Origin of the sequence: Kitasatospora sp. NPDC058032 (assembly GCF_042885845.1) — a bacterium.
Lineage (GTDB): Bacteria > Actinomycetota > Actinomycetes > Streptomycetales > Streptomycetaceae > Kitasatospora.
In genome coordinates this window covers 140,507-159,745 of record NZ_JBHVRK010000018.1, presented here as the reverse complement: position 1 = coordinate 159,745, position 19,239 = coordinate 140,507, and the positions used below count along the sequence as shown (strand labels likewise).

Here is a 19,239-nt window from a genome sequence, read left to right as displayed (position 1 = left end):
GATGCCACGAATGGAGTACTGTTCGTAAAGCCTGAGGCCCGGGTCGACTTGTCGACTGCCCATCAACCGGCAGCTCGACGAAGAGCTACGGCACAGGCACGCACGGCGACGCCCGTCCCGGATCGTCGCGACACTGCGCGTGCGAGGACGGCCGGGACACCCAGGCGCGACGCCGTCGGATGGCGTGGCAAAAAGGCAACCGTGCCACAGCGGCGTGGACGGGCGTGAGCCCGACACGCCGGGGAACTCAGCAAGGTTGTGGCCAGTCGCGAGTGGGCAGGCCACACTCAGTACGGGAGCAGCGACGCAGGTGACGTCGGCAGGCACCACCCGGGAGGTAACCGTGCCCGAACTGCGGGTTGTGGCCGTCAGCAACGACGGCACACGGCTGGTGCTCAAGGCTGCCGACAGCACGGAGTACACCCTTCCCATCGATGAGCGGCTGCGCGCCGCCATCCGTGGTGACCGGCCGCGCCTCGGCCAGATCGAGATCGAGGTCGAGAGCCACCTCCGCCCCCGGGACATCCAGGCGCGGATACGAGCCGGTGCCTCCGCCGAGGAGGTCGCGCAGGCGGCCGGCATCTCCGTCGACCGGGTCCGCCGCTTCGAGGGTCCGGTGCTGGCCGAGCGCGCCTTCATGGCCGAGCGGGCCCGCAAGACCGCTATCCGCCGGCACGGCGAGGCCCCCGGCCCGCAGCTGGGCGAGGCGGTGGCCGAGCGGCTGGCGCTGCGCGGCGCGGAGAAGGAGACCGAGCGCTGGGACTCCTGGCGGCGCGACGACGGCACCTGGGAGGTCATCCTCTCCTACCGGGCCGACGGCGAGGGCCGCAGCGCGTCGTGGACGTACGACCCGCCCCGGCGGCTGGTCCAGCCGAACGACGACGAGGCCCGGGCGCTGATCGGTGAATCGGTCGAGCGCGAGGAGGAGTCGGTCTTCCCGTTCATCCCGCGGATCGCCCGGCTCCCCCAGGACCGGCCGCCGCGCCCGATGATCGACCGGCCGTCGGCGGACCGCATCATGTCGGCCCGTGAGGTGCGGGAGTCCCGCGAGGCGACGGCCGAGGCCCGCGACTCGCTGACCAGCCTGCTGGACGTGGTGCCCGCCTTCCGCGGCGACCTCGCGGTCGGCGCGCCGCCGCCGATCGAGCCGGTGCCCGCCGAGGTGGCCGAGGAGGCGGAGGAGCCGGCGGCCGCCGCCCCGGCGGTCGGCGCGGGCTCGGCGTACGCGGACATCCTGATGCCGCGCGCGGTCGCTCCGCACCGGGACCGGCTGGTCGGCACCACCGACCGGCAGGCCGAGGCGGACGGCGTCCGGCCCGGGCGCCGGGCCACCGTGCCGAGCTGGGACGAGATCGTCTTCGGCAGCCGGCGCAAGAAGCAGGAGTAGGCGCGAGAACGAAGGGGCGGACGGCCGTGGCCGTCCGCCCCTTCGGCGTGTCCGGGCTCAGCCCGGCTGGTCGGTGACGGCGACCGGGCGGCCCTCGTCGCTCGACCACTCGCTCCAGGAACCCGGGTAGAGGGTGGCCGGCAGGCCGGCGACCGCGAGGGCCAGGATCTGGTGGGCGGCCGTCACCCCGGAACCGCAGTAGACGGCGGTCTCCCGCTCGCCCGCGCCCAGCGCCCGGAAGCGGGCCGCGAGTTCGGCGGCGGGCCGGAAGCGGCCGTCCGGACCGACGTTCTCGGTGGTCGGCGCGGAGAGCGCGCCCGGGATGTGGCCGGCCCGCGGGTCGATCGGCTCGGTCTCGCCCCGGTAGCGCTCCCCCGCCCGGGCGTCCAGCAGCAGCGCCTCCCGGGCCCAGGCCGCGGCGCCGTCCGCGTCGGTCACCGGCAGCTGCCCCGGCACCGGCTTGAAGTCACCGTCCCCGGCGGGCGGCACCTCGGTGACGACCGGCAGTCCGGCCTCCCGCCAGGCCGCGAAGCCGCCGTCCAGCACCCGGACGTCCGGGTGGCCGGCCCAGCGCAGCAGCCACCAGGCGCGGGCGGCGGCCATCGCGGTGGCACCGTCGTAGACCACCACCGGGCGGTCGGCCGAGACGCCGGAACGGCGCAGCGCGGCGCCGAACTCCTCCGGGTCGGGCAGCGGGTGGCGGCCGCCGCGTCCGGGCGGGCCGGCCGGGGCGGCGAGGTCGGTGTCGAGGGCCACGAAGTGCGCGCCGGGCAGGTGGCCGGCGGTGTAGTCCTCGATGCCGGGCGGGCCGCCGAGCTGCCAGCGCACGTCGAGCAGGACCGGCGGACGGGCGGAGGCGAGCGCCTCCCGCAGGCCGGTCACCGACACCAGCGGGGAGTCATCGTGAAGGGTGGTCATGGCGGACATTCTGGCGCAGGGCGACCGCACCGGTGCTCTTTGTGCGGTCTTTGCCGGACTTTCCGCGCGGCCCGAGGGTTCGACGCGCGCCACGGTGGAAGCATCACCCTCACTGCGCCGTTTCGTGCGCCGTCCGCCCCCCGAGGAGACCTGTCATGTCCGCGCTGACACTCCGGCTGGCCCAGGGCACTCCGTGCTGGGTCAGCCTGATGACCGACGATCTGCCCGGAGCCCGGGCGTTCTACGGCGAACTGCTCGGCTGGACGTTCACCCCGGGACCGGCGCAGCTCGGCACGTACGTGCGGGCCCGGCTCGGCGAGGAGCCGGTGGCCGGGCTCGGGGTGTCCTCGGTGACGGGCTTCCCGGTGCAGTGGACCACCTACTTCGCGGTGGACAGCGCGGACCGCTCGGCCCAGCTGGTGCGGGAGTGCGGCGGGACCGTCGCGGTCGGGCCGCTGGAGGCGGAACGGGCCGGACGGCTGGCCATCGCGGCGGACGTCTCGGGGGCGGTCTTCGGACTCTGGCAGGGCGAGGAGCACCTCGGCCGGGAAGCCGGCCGCGAGCCGGGCGGACCGGCCTGGGTCGAGCTGCTCACCCCGGACCCGGACGGCGCGGCGGTCTTCTACCGCGCGGTGCTCGGGGTGCCGGTGGCGGAGGCCGACGGCGGCTCGGCGCTGATGGTCGGCGGCCGGCCGGTGGCCGGGATCCGGCGGGACGCCGAGCTGCGCGGCCACCCGCCGCGCTGGCGCAGCCACTTCGCCGTCGCCGACGTGGAGCTGACGGCGCGCCGGGCGGTGGAGCTGGGCGGCCGGGTGCTGGTGGAGCCGCAGCCGACGCCGCGTGGCCGCGCGGCCCGGCTGGCCGACCCGCGCGGCGGGCACTTCTCGGTGCTGGAGACGAGCTAGCGCCGGCCTCAGGCCTGCTGCTCCTCGAAGGGGAGGACGTCCGGGGAGAGCACGGCGGCGCGGGCGGTGGCGGCGGTGAGCCGGCGGCGGTGGTGACGACGGCAGAGCACCTCGTAGCCGATCTCGTCCTGGCGCACCGAGATGTCGCCGATCACCACCTGGGCACCCTCGACCACCATCACCCCGCCGACGGTACGGGCGTTGTGGGTGGCCCGGGCGCCGCACCAGCAGAGCGCCTCCACCTGGAGCACCTCGACCCGGTCGGCGAGCTCGATCAGCCGCTGCGAGCCCGGGAAGAGCCGGGTGCGGAAGTCGGTGGTGATGCCGAAGGTGTAGACGTCGATGTCGAGTTCGTCGACGACCCGGGCGAGCTGGTCGATCTGGCCGGGGGTGAAGAACTGGGCCTCGTCGCAGATCAGGTAGTCGACCCGGCCGCCGGCCGAGAGCCGGTGCACCACATGGGCGTGGAAGTCGAAGTCGTCGCCCACCTCGACCGCGTCGGCGCGCAGGCCGAGGCGGCTGGAGATGGTGGCCGCGCCGGCACGGTCGTCGCGGGTGAGGATGATCCCCTGCCGACCGCGGGCGGCGTGGTTGTGGTCCATCTGGAGCGCGAGCGTCGACTTGCCGCAGTCCATCGTGCCGGAGAAGAACACCAGTTCAGCCATGGGTGGTGCAAGGGCCTTTCACATCAAGGGAGTTCAGCGGCGGAATTCGAGCAGCGGCACGAACTGCTCGACCGGGGTCATCGAACCGTGCAGGCCGATCATCGCGGACTCACCGGGCTCGTTGCGGGAGGCGGTGATCGCGATGTCGTCGCGGGCGGCGGCGACCACGTCGCCGATCCGGTGGTAGACCCGGTCGTCCACGGCGGGGCCGAACCAGCCGGCCTCGATCGCCTGGTCGCGGGTGGCCACCCACATCCGGTCGCCGAGCACCTCGCTCCAGACCGTGTGCACGTCGGCGGCGGCGCCGGGGACGGCGTAGACGTGGCGGGCCCGGCCCTCACCGCCGAGCAGGGCGACGCCGGCGCCGAGCTCCCAGTCCTCGTCGAAGTCGATCCGGTCCTCGGGGGCGATGTCGATCATGCCGTGGTCGGCGGTGACGTACATCACCGAGCGCGGGGGCAGCTGTTCGGCCAGCCGGCGGGCCAGCCGGTCGACCGCGTCCAGGGTCATCCGCCACTCGTCGGAGTCCACGCCGAAGCGGTGGCCCGCGCCGTCCAGTTCGCTGACGTAGGTGTAGACGAGTGCGCGGTCGTGCTCGGCCAGCCAGGCGGCGGCGCGGTCCATCCGCTCCTCGCCGGTGGTGCGGCCGAGGAAGGTGCCGCCGGAGAGCGCCACCCGGGTGAGCGGGGTCTGGGCGAACAGCGGGGAGGAGACCTGGGCGGTGGCCACCCCGGCGGCGTCGACGCGCTCGAAGACGGTCGGGTACGGCTGCCAGCTGCCCGGGTCGGTGTGCGGCTGCCAGCGGAGCTGGTTCATCAGGTGGCCGGCGCCGGGCACCGCCACCGTGTAGCCGGCCAGGCCGTGCAGACCGGGCGGGGTGCCGGTGCCGACCGAGGCCAGCGAGGTGGCGGTGGTGGACGGGAAGCCCGCGGTCAGCGGCCGGCCGGTGCCGCCGAGCGAGCCGGCCGTCAGCGAGGAGAGGAACGGCGCGTACTCGGGGTGGCGCAGCAGCAGTTCCCAGCCGAGGCCGTCGACGAGGAAGACCACCGCGCGGTCGGCGGGCGCCAGCGGCAGCGCCGCCTCGAAGCCGGGTACGCCGAGGCCGGCCGCCACCGAGGGCAGCAGGTCGCAGAGCGATCCGGTGCCGTAGGGGGGCGCGGGGGCGGTGGCGGGGTCGAGGAGCTCGAAGGCGTCGTGGCCGTCGGGGGCGAAGGGCATGGTGGCGGAGGTGGCTTCCTGGCTGGCCGGTACGGTCCGGGCGGGCGGGGGCGGCGTCCGGACGGCGCGGGTCGGTGCGTGGCGGCGGGGCGTGGCGGCGGTACCGGACCGCAGCACGGTACTGCGGGGCTGGACGGCGGCGCGGATCAGACCCGGGGGCCGTTGGTAATGGTCGCCTCGGACAGGGCCCGGGCGAAGACCAGGGCCTGGGCGACCGTCTCGGGGCCGTCGCCGGCCTCGCTGACCCGCAGCGACAGGTCGTCGGCGGTGGCCGAGCCGGTGTAGCCGTGGTCCGCCTCGCAGTTGGGGTCGGAGCAGCCGGCCGGTTCGAGGTCGAGGCGCTGGACGGCGCCCCAGCCGATGGTCAGCACCACCTCGCGGGGCAGCGTGCCCGGGGTGTAGGTCTCCGGGTTGGCGACCATCCGGCTCACCACCACGGAGTTGATCCGGTCCAGCCGGACGCTCTCGGTGGAGGTGGTGGCCAGCGGCACGGCGGGGCTGCCGGCGTCACCGGTCTGCTCGTCGGTGTGGCTCACCACGAAGCGGGTCGGGGTCAGCACCAGCACGGTGACGTGCCGGCGGACCTCGTTGGCGTCGAAGGTGGTCTCCTGGTGCACCAGGTAGGAGGTGATCGGCTCGGGACCCACCGCGGACTCCACCGCCTCGGACACCAGGGCCGGGTAGTAGCCGCTGCGCTCGATCGCGGAACGCAGGTCCTGCGTGGTGGTGGTACCGGTCTTCGCCATAACTCCATCCTGGCATGGTCCGCCGACGAAGCGGGCGGCGCGGCGCCGAGCTTCGGACAACGGCGCCCGCGGTCCGGACGCAACCAAGGAAGGTTACAGCGTGCTCATGGCGCGCGGGCCCAGATCGCTGCGGACCGGCAGGGGTGCGATCCGTACGCGCGCCCCCAGGATCGCCAGTCCGTGCGGGGCGACGACCACCGGTTCGAGATCCACCGAGGCGACCTCCGGGAGGTCGTCGACCAGCCGGGACACCCGCAGCAGGACCTCCTCCAGGGCGTCGGTGTCGACCGCCTCGGCGCCGCGCCAGCCGAACAGCAGCGGCGCCGCCCGGACCTCGCGGACCAGCGAGGCGACGTCCTGGTCGGTGGCCGGAACCAGCCGGTGGGCGACGTCGCCGAGCAGTTCGGCGGGGGCGCCGGCCAGGCCGAAGGAGAGGATCGCGCCGACCGCCGGGTCGACGGTGGCGCCGATCACCGTGTCCACCCCGCGCGGGGCGAGCCGCTGGACCACCAGTTCGGCCTGGGCGGCGCCGCCGAGCAGGGCGTCCAGCTCCTGGTGGGCGCGGCGCAGGCCGGGCTCGCCGGTCAGGTCGAGCCGGACGCTGCCGAGGTCGGGGCGGTGGCGCAGGTGCGGGGCGGTGGCCTTGAGCGCGACGGGGTAGCCGAGGGTGGCGGCGGCGCGCACCGCGCTCTCCTCGTCGGGGGCGGGCAGGGTCGGCGAGACGTCGACGCCGTAGCGGGCGAGCAGGGCGGCGGCGTCGGCGTCGGGCAGGGTGATCCGGGCGCCGCCGGGCTGGGTGCGGGCCGCCACCGCGGCGCGGGTGGAGAGCGCGGCCTCCACCAGGGCGCGGGCGCCGGCCTCGTCGATCCGGTCGAGTTCGGGGACCCGGGCGGTCTCCTCGGCGGCGGCCATCCGGTGGCGCCAGTCAGCGTAGTGGACGGCGTGGGCGAGGGCGCGCACGGCCCGCTCGGGCGCCGGGTAGGCGGGTATGCCGCCGGGGCGCAGCCGGCCGGGCAGGTCGGTGAGCGCCAGGTGGGCGAGGAGCAGCGGCTTGCCGGCGGCGCGGGCGCGCTCGCCGGCGTCCAGCAGGGCGGCGGCGATCTCCGGGTCGTCGGAGCCGAGCTCGGGGTCGTCGGGGGCGGTGAGCCGGCCGCCCATGAACGCGTGGGCGGAGGTGCCGATCGGCGGGATGGCGACGGCGATCACCGCGTCCACCCCGGGGTCGCCGAGCGCGGTGTCCAGGGCGATCCGGAAGTTCTCGCCGGTGGCGGCGGTGGTGAGGTCGACGGGGGTGCGCGGGCGCAGGCCGGCGGAGAGGCAGGCGTCGTGGGTGAGCAGGCCGAGGGAGTCGGAGTTGCCGATCACGGCGACCCGGTCGCCGGGCGGCAGCGGCTGGAGGGCGAGCAGTTCGCCGGTGTCGTACAGCTCGGTGATGGTCTCCACCCGGGTGACGCCGGCCTGCTGGAAGAGGGCGTCGACGGTGGCGTCCTTGAGGCCGGTGGCGGTGGCCGGGACGGCGTGGCCGGGCGGCAGGCTGCCGGTGTGGCGGGCGCCCTTGACCACGACGACCGGCTTGGCCTGGGCGAGCCGGCGGGCGATCCGGGTGAACTTGCGGGGGTTGCCGAAGGACTCCAGGTAGAGCAGGACGACGTCGGTGGCCGGGTCCTCGGCCCAGTACTGGAGGAAGTCGTTGCCGGAGACGTCGGCGCGGTTGCCGACCGAGGCGAAGGAGGAGATGCCGAGGCCGCGCCGGTGGGCGGCCTCCAGCAGGGCGACGCCGATCGCGCCGGACTGGCAGAAGACGCCGAAGCCGCCGCGGGCGGGCAGCACCGGGGCGAGCGAGGCGTTGAGCGGCCGCTCGGGGTCGGTGGAGATCAGGCCGAAGGCGTTGGGGCCGATCACCCGCATGCCGGCCGCGCGGGCCTGGCGGACCAGGGCGCGCTGGCGGTCGCGGCCCTCGGGGCCGGTCTCGGCGTAGCCGGCGGAGACCACCACCAGGCCCTGGACGCCGTGCGCGCCGCACTCGGCGACCGCCTCGGGGACGGCGGAGGCGGGGACGGCGATCACCGCGAGGTCGACCGGGCCGGGGACGTCCAGGATCGAGCGGTGCACCGGGACGCCGTCCAGCTCGGTGCCGGGCGGGGCGTTGCGGTTGACCGCGTGCACCGGGCGCTCGTCGCCGGCGAAGCCGGTGAGCAGGTCGCGCAGCAGGGCCCGGCCGACGGTCTGCGGGCGGCGGGAGGCGCCGATCACCGCCACCGAGCGCGGGGTGAGCAGCCGCTGGACGGAGCGGGCCTCGGCCCGGTGCTCGCGGGCCCGCATGACGGCGAGCGAGGCGGCGGTGGGTTCGAGGTCGAACTCCAGGTGGACGACGCCGTCGGCGAAGCTGCGGCGCTGGACGTACCCGGCGTCGGTGAAGACCTTCACCATCTTGCGGTTCTCCGGCAGCACCTCGGCCTGGAAGCGGCGGATGCCGCGCTCCTGGGCGACGGCGGCGATGTGCTCCAGCAGCGCGGAGGCGACGCCGCGGCCCTGGTGGGCGTCCTGGACCAGGAAGGCGACCTCGGCGTCGGTGCCGGTCTCGGAGGGGCGCCCGTCGTGGTCGATCCGGTCGTAGCGGACGGTGGCGATGAAGCGGTCGCGGACGACGACGGCGAGGCCGACCCGGTCGACGAAGTCGTGGTGGGTGAAGCGGCGGACGTCCTTGTCGGAGAGCCGCGGGTAGGGCGCGAAGAAGCGGAAGTACTTGGACTGGTCGGAGACCTGTTCGTAGAACTCGACCAGCCGGCCGGCGTCGGCGGGGGTGATCGGCCGGATCCGGGCCGTGCCGCCGTCACGCAGCAGGATGTCGGCCTCCCAGTGCTGGGGGTACTCCGGCTCGGATCGCGCTACCGCAGAGTCGTCCACGACCGTCAGGTTATCCGGCGGCGAGCCGAATGGCGCCGGGCGTGCGTTCCCGGCAGGGTGGACGCAGCGTGGACAGGGCCGCTGAACGGGGATTATGCGCCGTTTATGGCCCTGAAAGAAACAATCACAACTCCCGAACGCAGCGGTTCGCGGGCGGGGGCTGCGTGCAACACTGGTCTAGACAACACGTCCGTTTCCCCCATCACGGCCGTGACCAGCTTTACCGAAAGGCACGTCTCATGGCTGAGCGCCGCGTCACCATCGGTTGGGCCGAGGGCCTGCACGCCCGTCCCGCCTCCGTCTTCGTCAAGGCCGTCGCGGCCACCGGCGTGCCGATCACCATCACCAAGCCGGGCGGCAACCCGGTCAACGCCGGCTCCATGCTCGGCCTGCTCGCGCTCGGCGCGCAGGGCGGCGACGAGGTCGTGCTGGCCTCCGACGCCGAGGGCGCGGACCAGGCCCTGGACCGCCTGGCCAAGCTGGTCTCGGAGGGCCTCGACGAGCTGCCCGCCGCCGCCTGAGAGCACACCGCACACGTCCGGAGCCCGGGCCCCGTTGGTCGGGGGCCCGGGCTCCGGTGTGTCCGCGGCGGATCAGCCGGCCGCGATGGCCCGCAGGATGTCCAGCCGGGCCGCCCGGCGGGCCGGCCGCAGCCCGGCCACCGCACCCGCCACCAGTCCGGCCACCAGCACCACGGTGAGCTGCAGCGGCGGGACGGCGAAGCTGCCCGTCCCCTCGGTGTCGGCCGCCCGCACCAGCGCCCAGCCGAGGAACGCCCCCAGGCCCAGGCCGCCGATGGTGCCGAACATCGCCACCAGCACCGACTCCCAGCGCACCATCGCCCGCAGCTGGCCGCGGGTCTGGCCGACCGCGCGCAGCAGGCCCAGCTCCCTGGTCCGCTCGTGCACCGCCAGGGTCAGCGTGTTGGCGATGCCCAGCAGCGCGATCAGCACCGCGAGCGCCAGCAGCGCGTAGACCACCGACAGCATGATGTCGACCACCGAGGCGGCGCTCTTCGCGTACTCCGACCTGGTCTGCACGTCCGGGGCGCCGAACGGCTCCACCGCCTTCTTCACCGCCGCCTTGCCGGCCGACAGCGACACCCCGTCCTTCAGCGCGACCGCCACCAGCGAATCGGTGTCCTGGCCGCGGTGCGGGGCCCAGGCCTCCCGGGTGACCAGGTAGTCACCGGTCAGCTCGCCGGCGCCCTGGTAGAGCGCCTTCACGGTGAACGCCGACTCGACGCCGTCGCTGAACCGCACCGGCACCGAACTGCCCACCTGCCAGCCCTGCTTCTCGGCCTCGCTGCGGGACACCGCCAGGCCGTCGGTGCCCAGCTGCAGCGAGCCGTCCACCCGGCCGAGGTCGACGATGCCGCCCAGCCGGGTCGGATCGGTGACGTCCAGGGTCCGGCCGTGGCCGTCCACCCGGGCCACGCCGCGGCCCAGGCCCACGCTCTGGCTCACCTCCGGCAGCGCGCCGACCGCGTCCGCCAGCTTGGGGCTCAGCCCGCCGCCGCGGAAACCGCCGGTGGAGACCGCGAGGTCCCCGGCGAAGGTCTTGCTCACCGTGTCGTCCATGGTCGCCTTGATCGACGCACCGAAGACGGTGAACAGCGAGACCACGGTGACCCCGACCATCAGCGCGCTCGCCGTCGCCGCCGTCCGCTTCGGGTTGCGGGCCGCGTTGCGCTCCGCCAGCACGCCCGGCATACCGCGCAGCCTCGGCAGCGGGGCGCCCAGCAGCCGCACCACGTAGGTCGCGAACACCGGGCCGAGCACCACCACGCCGAGCAGCGTGGTCACCGCCCCGCCCGCGGTCAGCCCGACCGACGGGCCGTTGGTCGCGCCGACGACCGTACCGGCCACCCCGGCCGCCACCAGCAGCGCGCCGACGATCCAGCGGATCCGGCCGGCCCGGCCGGCCGCCGCGCCGTCCACCGCCACCGCCCGCATCGCGGCCAGCGGCGCCGTCCGGCCGGCCCGCACGGCCGGCGCGACGGCCGAGGCGACCGCCGTGACCGTGCCCACCAGCAGCGGCAGCGCCACCGAGAGCGCGCTGATCACCAGGCCGCCGGTCGGCAGGTTGAAGCCGATCACCTTGAACAGCGACTTCAGCCCCGCCGCCACGCCGATCCCGCCGAGCAGGCCCGCCACCGAGGCGGCCACGCCGACCACCACGGCCTCCGCCAGGGTCGCCGCCAGCACCTGGCCGCGCGCCGCGCCCAGCGCGCGGAGCAGCGCGTTCTCCCTGGTCCGCTGGGCCACCACGATGGCGAAGGTGTTGTGGATGGTGAAGGTCGCCACCAGCAGGGCGATGCCCGCGAACACCAGCAGCAGGGTGGTGAACATGGTCAGGAAGCGGCTGGACACCTGCTTGGTGGCCTCTTCGCTGATCTTCGTCCCGGTCACCGCCTCCAGGCCGGACGGCAGCTTCGCCGACAGCGCCGTCACCAGCTGCTGCTGGGAGACCCCGCTCTCGGCCCGGAACTGGATCGAGGTGGCCTGGCCCTGCCCCTTCGGGGTCAGGTAGCGCTCGGCGTCCTCCAGGGTCAGCCCGGTCCAGGTGTTCTGGCCCATGCCGTCGGCCTTGGCGCCGAAGGTCGCGATGCCGACGATGGTGACCGTCACCGGGTCGGGGGCGCGCAGGATGGTCGTGTCGCCCAGCTTCAGCTCCCCGGCCTTGGCCGCGCCCCGGTTGATCACCGCCTCCCCCGGCCGCTGCGGCGCCCGGCCCTCGGCCAGCCGGTACGGGTTGAGCCCGCTGTCCGTCTGCCAGTAGCCGGCCAGGGTGGGCGGGCCCTGGCCGCCCACCGCCTTGCCGTTCTTGCCGATCAGCTGGCCGGAGCCCTGGATCGCCGGCTCGGCCGCCGCCACCCCGGGCACCTGGCGCAGCTGGTCGGCCAGCGCCAGGTCCACCGGAGCCCGTACGCCGCCGAAGGTGTTCTCGGTGTCCATCACGTCGGCGCTGCGCACCACCGCGTCGGTGCCGCGGTTGGCGTCGGTGAAGAGGGTGTCGAAACTTCCGCGCAGGGTGTCGCCGAGCACCAACGTGCCGGACAGGAAGGCCACCCCGAGCAGGATCGCGGTGAAGGTCCCGGCCAGCCGCCGCTTGTGCGCGGACAGCGAGCGCAGGCTGATCCGCAGGGTGGCGGTGGCGCTGCTACTCATGAACCGACGCCTCCCCGTGCGGCCGCGGGAGCGTGGTCGAAGGCCTTCATCCGGTCCAGCACCCCGGCCGGGGTGGGTCGCTCCATGCGGTCCACCAGCCGGCCGTCGGCGAGGAAGAGCACCTCGTCCGCGTAGCCGGCGGCGGTCGGGTCGTGGGTGACCATGACCACCGTCTGGCCCATCTCGTCCACCGCGCGGCGCATCAGCTCCAGCACCTCGGCACCGGTGCGGGAGTCCAGGTTGCCGGTCGGCTCGTCCGCGAAGACCACCTCGGGGCGGCCGGCCAGCGCCCGGGCCAGCGCGACCCGCTGCTGCTGGCCGCCGGAGAGCTCGCTCGGCCGGTGGTCGAGCCGCTCCCGCAGCCCGACCGCGTCGATCAGGGTCTCCACCCACGCCTGGTCCACCTCGCCGCCGGCCAGGTCGACCGGCAGCGTGATGTTCTCCCGGGCGGTGAGCACCGGCACCAGGTTGAAGGACTGGAAGACGAAGCCGATCCGCTCCCGGCGCAGCAGGGTCAGCCGGCGGTCGTTGAGGTTCTCCAGCTCGGTGTCGCCGATCATCGCCGTGCCGGCGGTCAGCCGGTCCAACCCCGCCGCGCAGTGCAGCAGGGTGGACTTGCCGGAGCCGGACGGCCCCATGATCGCGGTGAGCCGGCCGGCCGGGAAGCCGACGGTCACGTGGTCGAGGGCGCGCACCTCGGTGCGGCCTATCCCGTAGACCTTGACCGCCTCGGTGACCCGGGCGGCCATCCGGTCGGTGTCGACCAGGTCGAGGACCGGGAAGGTGGTCACTTGGCACCGCCCTGGCCCGGCTTGGTGTCACCCGGGTCCTGCAGGTGCTCGATCAGGGTGTCCCGGCGGGTGCGGTACTCCTCCTCGCTGATCTCACCGTCGGCGTACCGGCGGGCCAGGCTCGCCAGCGGGCCCTCCGGACCGCCCGGCCAGCCGCCGCGCCAGCCCGGGCCACCGCCCCACGGGCCGCCCCACTGGCCGGCCCACGGCGGGCCCCACGGCCCGCGCCGGCCCCAGCCGCGGCGGCGCAGCACGGTGAACAGGGTGATCAGGACGAGCAGCCAGAACAGCGGGAAGAGCAGGAACCACGGGCCCGGGCCGCCCCCGTTCCACGGGCCCCAGCCGTCCCGGCAGATCGTGTCGGCTAGCAGTGCGGTGCTCTGCATGTCGGTCAACTCCTCGGTGGGCCCCGCGGGTTCGGACGGGGGCCGCGCTCCGGCCCCGGACCGTTCCCGAGGCCACCACGAGCGTCCCGCCGGGAGGGGGGCCGGCGCGTCCTCCGGGGAGCGGCACCGGGGGTACGACGCGGGGAGTACGGGGCGGGGGCGGTGCTGCTCCCGGTCCGCCCCGGGCCGCACCCGGCCGGCGAGCCCCCGCCCCGGCCCGGACCCGGTCAGCGCGCGGGCGAGCGGCCCTTCACAGCCAGCCGGGGCGGACCAGGCCGGACTCGTAGGCGAGGACGACCAGTTGGGCGCGGTCGCGGACGCCGAGCTTCACCATGGCACGGCTGACGTGCGTCTTGGCGGTGAGCGGGCTGACCACCAGGCGGCGGGCGATGTCGTCGTTGCTCAGGCCCATGCCGACCAGGGTGAGCACCTCGCGCTCGCGGTCGGTGAGCGAGGCCAGCAGCCGCTCGCTCGCGGCGGGCTCGCGGGAGCGGCTGGCGAACTCGTCGATCAGCCGGCGGGTCACGCCCGGGGAGAGCAGCGAGTCGCCGACGGCGGCGACCCGTACCGCCCGCAGCAGGTCGGCGGGCTCGGTGTCCTTGGCCAGGAACCCGGCCGCGCCCAGCCGCAGCGCCTCGAAGATGTACTCGTCCAGCTCGAAGGTGGTCAGCACCACCACCCGGACGGCGGCCAGTTCGGGGCGGCTGCAGATCCGCCGGGTGGCCTCCAGGCCGTCGGTGCCGGGCATCCGGATGTCCATCAGCACGACGTCCGGCCGCAGTTCCTCCACCAGCCGGACGGCCGCCTCGCCGTCGTCGGCCTCGCCGACCACCTCGATGTCGGGCTGGGCGTCGAGCAGGGCCCGGAAGCCCGCCCGGACCAGGACCTGGTCGTCCGCCAGCAGTACCTCGATCATCCCGACCGCCCCTTCTCGCTCGCCGTGCCCTCCCCCGCCGGGTCGGGCAGCCAGGCCCGCACCCGGAAGCCGCCGCCGTGCGGTCCGGCGGTCAGCTCGCCGTCGAAGGCCGCGGCCCGCTCGCGCATGCCGACCAGGCCGTTGCCGGAGCCGCCGCCCTCACCGCCGGCGGCCGGGCCCGGGTCGTCCACCCGGAGCAGCAGCCCCCGCGGGGAGGACCAGTCCATCAGAACGGTGGCGGTGCGCGCGGCCGAATGGCGGATGACGTTGGTGAGCGCCTCCTGGACGATCCGGAAGGCGGCCAGCTCCACCTGGGTGGACAGCGGCCGGGCCGTACCGGCCGTCTCGATGGTGACGGTGAGCCCGGCGTGGCCGGCCTGGGTGACCAGTTCGGGCAGCCGGGCGAGCCCCGGGGCCGGGGTGCGCGGGGCCTGGCCGTCCGGACCGCGCAGGGTCCCGAGCACCTGGCGGACCTCGCCCAGCGCTTCCTTGCTGGTCTCCTTGATGACGGTCAGCGCGGCGCGGACCTGGTCGGGGTGCTCGTCGATGAGCTCCAGGGCGACCCCGGCCTGCAGGTGGATCACCGAGATCGAGTGGGCCAGGATGTCGTGCAGTTCGCGGGCCATCCGCAGCCGTTCCTCGGCGGCCCGGTTCTCCTCCGCCTGCCGCCGGGCCAGCCGGCGGGCGGCCAGCTGTTCGCCGCGGTTGCGCATGATCTCGGCGCCGGCCAGGACCAGCAGCAGCCAGGCGGCGGCCCCGGCCTCCTGCCACCAGCTGGGGCCGGGCCCGGGCGCGCGCTGCCAGTCGTGCGGCAGCAGGTGGGAGCTGGACAGATGGACCAGGTAGCCGGCGCCCAGCGAGATCCAGGCCCACCGGCGGCAGCCTCGCGCGAGCGCGCCGTAGACGGCGACGCCGAGGCTGAGGAAGACCGGGCCGTACGGGTAGCCGGCCAGCAGGTAGCCGGTGGTGACGGCGGTGACGGCGGCCACCACCGGGCCCGGGTAGCGCTCGCGCAGCAGCAGCAGGGCCGGGCCGAGCAGCAGCAGCGCGTACCCGGCGGCGTCCAGCGCGGCCCGGTCCGGCTGCTGGCGGGCGGCGGCGGTGGAGCCGACCACCTGGACCAGGGCGGCCAGGAGCGCGGAGACCCGCGTCCAGGACGGCCTGGTCCACGGCGGTCCGCCGTAGGGGTAGTGGTCGGTGCTCATGTACGGAGGAGGTTCACCGCCCCGGCGCCGCGGCGGCGGGACGCTTGGTGCGCGCGGCGCGGGCCTCGGCGGCGAGGCGCCGGCCGCGCTTGGTCATCCCCCAGGGCTTCACCACGGAGAGCACGGTGGCGACCAGGTAGATGGTCAGGGCCACCGAGGGGGCGATGACCAGGACGTGCGGGGCGCGGCCGTCCGGCGGGACGGTGCCGGCGGCGACCTGGCCGGCCGCGTCGTGGATGAAGGCGCGCAGCGCGAAGATCGAGGCCAGGGTGGCGGCCAGGGTGAGCCAGAACTTGGTGGCGACCCAGCGGTACCGCAGCAGGCCCCAGGTGGTGCCGAGGGACAGCAGCACTCCGGAGAGCAGCGAGACCAGGCTGACCGGGATCAGCAGCCAGTCGGCGAAGATCTGCTGGGCCAGGTAGGCGGCACGCACGGTGTCGGGGTCGTCGGAGAAGCGGCCGGCGATGCCGAGGGCGAGCACGCCCGCGGTCAGGCCGAGCCAGCCGACCGAGAAGGCGACGTGCACGACCAGCCAGACCCGGCGGGCGTGCCGGGGCAGCCGCAGGCGCCCGGCGCGGTCGGCCGGGGGCGCGTCGGGGGCCACCGGCGGCTCCCCCGCGGTGGCCCCGGTCGGGGGCGCGGAGGTGTCGGCGGCGGGCGGACCAGGAGGTGTGGGCATCGGCTGTGCTCCGGAGGGCGAGGGGCGACGCGGGCCACGGGCCGGCGGCCACCGGGGTGGATGGTGTGCGGCCGCCGGCCCACGGCTTGGGTGATCCGCGGGATCACTCCCCACTCTGCCCGGTCCGCGGGGGCCGGGCATCGCACCGCGGGAGTAGCCGCCCGTACCGCTCGTTGAGTACGGACGGCCGGGCGGCCGTGGTCGGCGGTCGGTGGACGAGCGGTCAGTACGCGATCTCGACGACCGCGCGCCGGGCGGCCGGGTCGCCGAGCGCGCCGAGCAGGTAGTGCGCGAGATCGGCGCGGGAGATCGACCAGGCCCCGGGCAGTCGCCGCCCGGCGGCCGTGCGGTAGCGGCCGCGGGCCCGGCCGCCGGTGAGCCGGGCGGCCCGGACCAGCGTCCAGTCCAGGTCGGTGTCGGCCAGCAGCACCCGCTCCATCCGCGCCATGTCCGCGTACGGCCGGCGGAGCATCGGGTGCAGCACCCAGGAGGTGAGCGCCCGTTGCAGCGGGGCGGCGCTCCACGGCGCCGGGCTCATGCTGGTGGTGGAGACGCACAGCACCCGGGCCACCCCGGCGGCGTGCATCGCCTTGAGGATGTGGCCGGTGCCGGCGGAGTAGACGGTGGTGTCGGCCCGGCTGTAGCCGATGCCGAGCGCGGAGACCACCGCGTCCGCGCCCTCGACGGCACGGGCGACCGCCTCCGGGTCGAGGACGTCACCCTGCCGGATGGTGGTCGGCCGGGCGTCGGCCAGGGCCAGCGGGTCGCGGGCGAAGGCGACGGTGGAGTGCCCGGCCGCGGCGGCCAGCTCCAGGAAGTGGCGGCCGGTGCCGCCGGTCGCGCCGAAGACGACGATGTTCACGGTGCGTTTCCCCCTTGATCCCTGGGACCCTCGGTTCCTCGGTCGCTCGGTCAGCGGTGGCCGTGCGGAGCGCGGCCGGCCCGCGCCGCGGACGTGCCGCGGGCGGGCCGGCCGCCACCGGGGGTCATCAGTTGGCCACCTCGACGCGCCGGCCGTAGGTGGCCGGGTCATCCAGATGGGTGACGATGTAGTCGGCGACGTTCGCCCGGGCGACGCGCGAGGCCTTGGGGAGGTGGCCGCCCACCACCGCCTGGTAGTTGGGCGTGGCCGGCCCGTCGGTGAGCATCGGCACCCGGACGATCGTCCAGTCCAGCGGGCTGGACTCGACCTCGTCCTCCATCCGGCCGAGGTCCAGGTGGATGTTCCGGTAGACCCGGTCCACCACGAACTCGGCGACGAAGCGCTGCATCGCCGGCAGGTGCTTGGTCTCCAAGCCCGCCGAGGACATCGTGACCAGCCGGCGCACCCCGCCCGTCCGGGCGGCCGCGATGACGTTGCGCACGCCCTCGGAGAACACCGTCGTCGTGGTGCGGCTGGTCACGCCCAGCGACACCACCACGGCGTCCTTGCCCGCCAGCGGACCGGTCAGCGAGTCGACGTCGAACACGTCGCCGCGCACCTTGGTCAGCCGCTCGTGCTCGACCGGCAGCTTGGCCGGGTCGCGCAGCAGGGCGGTGACGCCGTGCTTGTTCTCCAGGGCCTTCTCGACCAGCAGCCGACCGGTGCGGCCGGCCGCTCCCACCACGACGATCTCCATGACTTTCCTCCTTGCCGGGGCCGGCGGCAACTTCGTGCCGCCGGCCGTGAGTTGACCTTCTCTTACACCGACGGGTCCTACCGTAGGGAAAACGCGAGCAGCGCGCCGCCCGAGGCGCTCGGGTACTGCGGGTAGTACGCCGCCTGGACGTAGAGCATGCCGTCGGCGACCACCGCGCCACCGCCGCCGGAGAGCGCCGTGCCGTGCGCCGGAACGCCGTTGACCGTGGTGAAGTCGCGGACCACGTCGTACTGCCAGAGCACCGCGCCGGTGCTCGCCGAGAAGACCCGCATCTTGCCGTCCGCGTCGCCCTCGTAGACCAGGCCGCGACTGCTGCTCACCGCGGGCGTGAAGCCGCGCTGGCAGAGCTCCGGGTTGGCGGCCGAGCCGCCCCACTGGCAGCCGTCGGCCGGGCTCTCGGTCTGCCAGAGGATCGCGCCGGTCGCCGGGTCGAGCGCGTACAGGGTGCCGGGGTTGGCGAACCAGGTGGCGACGTAGAGGCGGGTCCCGTCGTAGCTGGTGCCCCACTGGATGCCCGAGCTGCCGCCCTGGGTGTTGGGGTTGGCGACCACCGCGCGGTCCCACACCTTGGCGCCGGTCAGCGCGTCGTAGACGTGGTAGACGCCGTTCTTCTGGCCGATGCCGACCACCCGCCGGTTGCCGATGCTGAAGACGTTGGCGCTGGCGCCGAAGTCCCAGTCGTGGTCGGTGCCGTTGGCCTTGCTGGGGCAGTAGGCGTCGGCGCCGGCCATGCCGCAGGCGACCGTGAAGGTGTCCGGGAAGACCTCCTGGGCGCGCCAGCGGACGGCGCCGGTGGCGGCGTTCAGGGCGAGCAGCGAGTCGGTGTCACCGGCCGCGCCGCTGTAGTTCTGGCCGGTGCCGACGTAGACGGTGCCGCTCTCCCGGTCGATCACCGGCGTGCTCCAGACGGCGACGCCGGAGGGCTCGTAGCGGTTGGCGCCGTTCGGCCAGGTGCCGACCAGCTGCGGCTCGGGGGTGGTCCAGTGCCGCCAGGTGAGCTGCCCGGTGGCCGCGTCGACGGCGACGACCGAGCCGCGGAAGGTGCAGCAGGGGTACGTCAGGTCGAAGGTGGCGCCGGACTCCCGGCTGGATATGCCGATGTAGACCTGGCCGTTGTAGACCAGCGGCGAGCTGGTGATCTGGGCCTGCGGGTGGTCGTCGAGCTTCAGCGACCAGCGCAGCGCACCGGTCCAGCGATCGAGCGCGTAGAGGTAGCCGCGGTTGTCGCCGAAGTAGACGGTGTTGCCCTCGACGGCCGGGCTGCTGCGCACCGGGTCGGGGCTGCTGGTGGAGTGCGCGCCGGCCACCGGGGCGACGTCGAAGGTCCAGCGGGTCGCGCCGGTCCGGGCGTCCAGGGCGTGGAAGGTGCCCTCGACGCCGCCGACGTACAGGGTGCCGTCCACCACGGCGGGCTGGCTGCCGAGGAAGACACCCGGGACCTTGGCGTGGCCGAAGGCCCACTTCAGGTCGAGGTTGGCGACGTTGGACGGGGTGATCCGGTACTCCTGGCCGTTGAACCGGCTGCCGGCCGGGTCGAACTGCCAGCTGCTCCAGGCGCCGGATCGCGGGCGGGCCTCGGTGTCCTCGGCGCCGGCGCCATTGGTGGCGGCGAGCAGGACGAGGGCGGTCAGCAGGGCCACCAGACTGGTGCCGAAGCCGGCTATCCGGGGCCGTCTGGGTTGGGACACGTGGATCAACTCCTCGGT

Annotated in this window: 17 protein-coding genes; 3 read left to right on the top strand and 14 right to left on the bottom strand. The window is 74.9% G+C overall.

Features of this window, described 5'->3' with window-relative positions; all coding sequences use genetic code 11:
• The first annotated feature begins 310 nt into the window (after positions 1-310).
• Positions 311-1,387: a septation protein SepH gene (gene sepH / locus ACFVUH_RS26530; protein WP_355364887.1), complete on the top strand. Its 1,077-nt coding sequence runs from the start codon at positions 311-313 to the stop codon at positions 1,385-1,387.
• A gap of 57 nt (positions 1,388-1,444) precedes the next feature.
• Here sepH and ACFVUH_RS26525 read toward each other — a convergent pair whose 3' ends face one another.
• Positions 1,445-2,305, bottom strand: a complete 861-nt coding sequence (locus ACFVUH_RS26525) for a sulfurtransferase (RefSeq protein WP_387915700.1) — start codon at positions 2,303-2,305, stop codon at positions 1,445-1,447.
• 155 nt (positions 2,306-2,460) lie between these two features.
• Between ACFVUH_RS26525 and ACFVUH_RS26520 the strand changes: the two genes are divergently transcribed.
• Entirely contained in the window at positions 2,461-3,210 is a 750-nt protein-coding gene (locus tag ACFVUH_RS26520; RefSeq protein WP_355364893.1) for a VOC family protein, read from the top strand.
• Positions 3,211-3,218: 8 nt separating this feature from the next.
• On the opposite strand, the gene ACFVUH_RS26515 is transcribed toward ACFVUH_RS26520, so the two are convergent.
• The 4 genes from ACFVUH_RS26515 to ACFVUH_RS26500 all read right to left on the bottom strand — a co-directional run bounded on the left by ACFVUH_RS26515 (position 3,219) and on the right by ACFVUH_RS26500 (position 8,746).
• A complete protein-coding gene (locus tag ACFVUH_RS26515) occupies positions 3,219-3,875 on the bottom strand; it encodes a thymidine kinase (RefSeq protein ID WP_355364896.1) in 657 nt (218 codons plus the stop codon).
• Positions 3,876-3,908: 33 nt separating this feature from the next.
• A complete protein-coding gene (locus ACFVUH_RS26510) occupies positions 3,909-5,093 on the bottom strand; it encodes a nucleotide pyrophosphatase/phosphodiesterase family protein (protein WP_355364899.1) in 1,185 nt (394 codons plus the stop codon).
• Positions 5,094-5,239: 146 nt separating this feature from the next.
• Positions 5,240-5,839: a DUF5998 family protein gene (locus ACFVUH_RS26505; RefSeq protein ID WP_355364902.1), complete on the bottom strand. Its 600-nt coding sequence runs from the start codon at positions 5,837-5,839 to the stop codon at positions 5,240-5,242.
• Positions 5,840-5,932: 93 nt separating this feature from the next.
• On the bottom strand, positions 5,933-8,746 hold the full coding sequence (locus ACFVUH_RS26500; protein WP_355364905.1) for a GNAT family N-acetyltransferase: 2,814 nt from the start codon (positions 8,744-8,746) through the stop codon (positions 5,933-5,935).
• Positions 8,747-8,985: 239 nt separating this feature from the next.
• On the opposite strand from ACFVUH_RS26500, the gene ACFVUH_RS26495 reads away from it, so the two are divergent.
• On the top strand, positions 8,986-9,267 hold the full coding sequence (locus ACFVUH_RS26495; protein WP_355364908.1) for an HPr family phosphocarrier protein: 282 nt from the start codon (positions 8,986-8,988) through the stop codon (positions 9,265-9,267).
• Positions 9,268-9,339: 72 nt separating this feature from the next.
• On the opposite strand, the gene ACFVUH_RS26490 is transcribed toward ACFVUH_RS26495, so the two are convergent.
• The 9 genes from ACFVUH_RS26490 to ACFVUH_RS26450 form a co-directional block, all read right to left on the bottom strand.
• Positions 9,340-11,916 carry an ABC transporter permease gene (locus ACFVUH_RS26490; protein WP_387915698.1) on the bottom strand — a complete coding sequence of 859 codons (2,577 nt, stop codon included), beginning with the start codon at positions 11,914-11,916 and terminating at the stop codon, positions 9,340-9,342.
• On the bottom strand, positions 11,913-12,665 hold the full coding sequence (locus ACFVUH_RS26485) for an ABC transporter ATP-binding protein (protein ID WP_355365251.1): 753 nt from the start codon (positions 12,663-12,665) through the stop codon (positions 11,913-11,915). The genes ACFVUH_RS26490 and ACFVUH_RS26485 overlap by 4 nt, the downstream gene beginning before the upstream one ends.
• Positions 12,666-12,703: 38 nt before the next feature.
• Positions 12,704-13,093, bottom strand: coding sequence for an SHOCT domain-containing protein (locus ACFVUH_RS26480; protein WP_387915696.1), 390 nt, complete (start codon positions 13,091-13,093; stop codon positions 12,704-12,706).
• Between the two features lie 250 nt (positions 13,094-13,343).
• On the bottom strand, positions 13,344-14,009 hold the full coding sequence (locus ACFVUH_RS26475) for a response regulator transcription factor (RefSeq protein ID WP_355364917.1): 666 nt from the start codon (positions 14,007-14,009) through the stop codon (positions 13,344-13,346).
• The gene (locus ACFVUH_RS26470) at positions 14,006-15,214 is read right to left on the bottom strand and encodes a sensor histidine kinase (protein WP_387915694.1); all 1,209 of its coding nucleotides are present in this window, start codon (positions 15,212-15,214) and stop codon (positions 14,006-14,008) included. Before ACFVUH_RS26470 ends, ACFVUH_RS26475 begins: the two co-directional genes overlap by 4 nt.
• Positions 15,215-15,227: 13 nt before the next feature.
• Positions 15,228-15,893, bottom strand: coding sequence for a DUF2269 domain-containing protein (locus ACFVUH_RS26465; protein WP_355364923.1), 666 nt, complete (start codon positions 15,891-15,893; stop codon positions 15,228-15,230).
• A gap of 223 nt (positions 15,894-16,116) precedes the next feature.
• Positions 16,117-16,755 carry an NAD(P)-dependent oxidoreductase gene (locus ACFVUH_RS26460; protein ID WP_387915692.1) on the bottom strand — a complete coding sequence of 213 codons (639 nt, stop codon included), beginning with the start codon at positions 16,753-16,755 and terminating at the stop codon, positions 16,117-16,119.
• 127 nt (positions 16,756-16,882) lie between these two features.
• A complete protein-coding gene (locus ACFVUH_RS26455) occupies positions 16,883-17,512 on the bottom strand; it encodes an NAD(P)H-binding protein (protein ID WP_355364929.1) in 630 nt (209 codons plus the stop codon).
• A gap of 77 nt (positions 17,513-17,589) precedes the next feature.
• Positions 17,590-19,221, bottom strand: a complete 1,632-nt coding sequence (locus ACFVUH_RS26450) for a PQQ-binding-like beta-propeller repeat protein (RefSeq protein WP_387915690.1) — start codon at positions 19,219-19,221, stop codon at positions 17,590-17,592.
• Between the last annotated feature and the right edge of the window lie 18 nt (positions 19,222-19,239).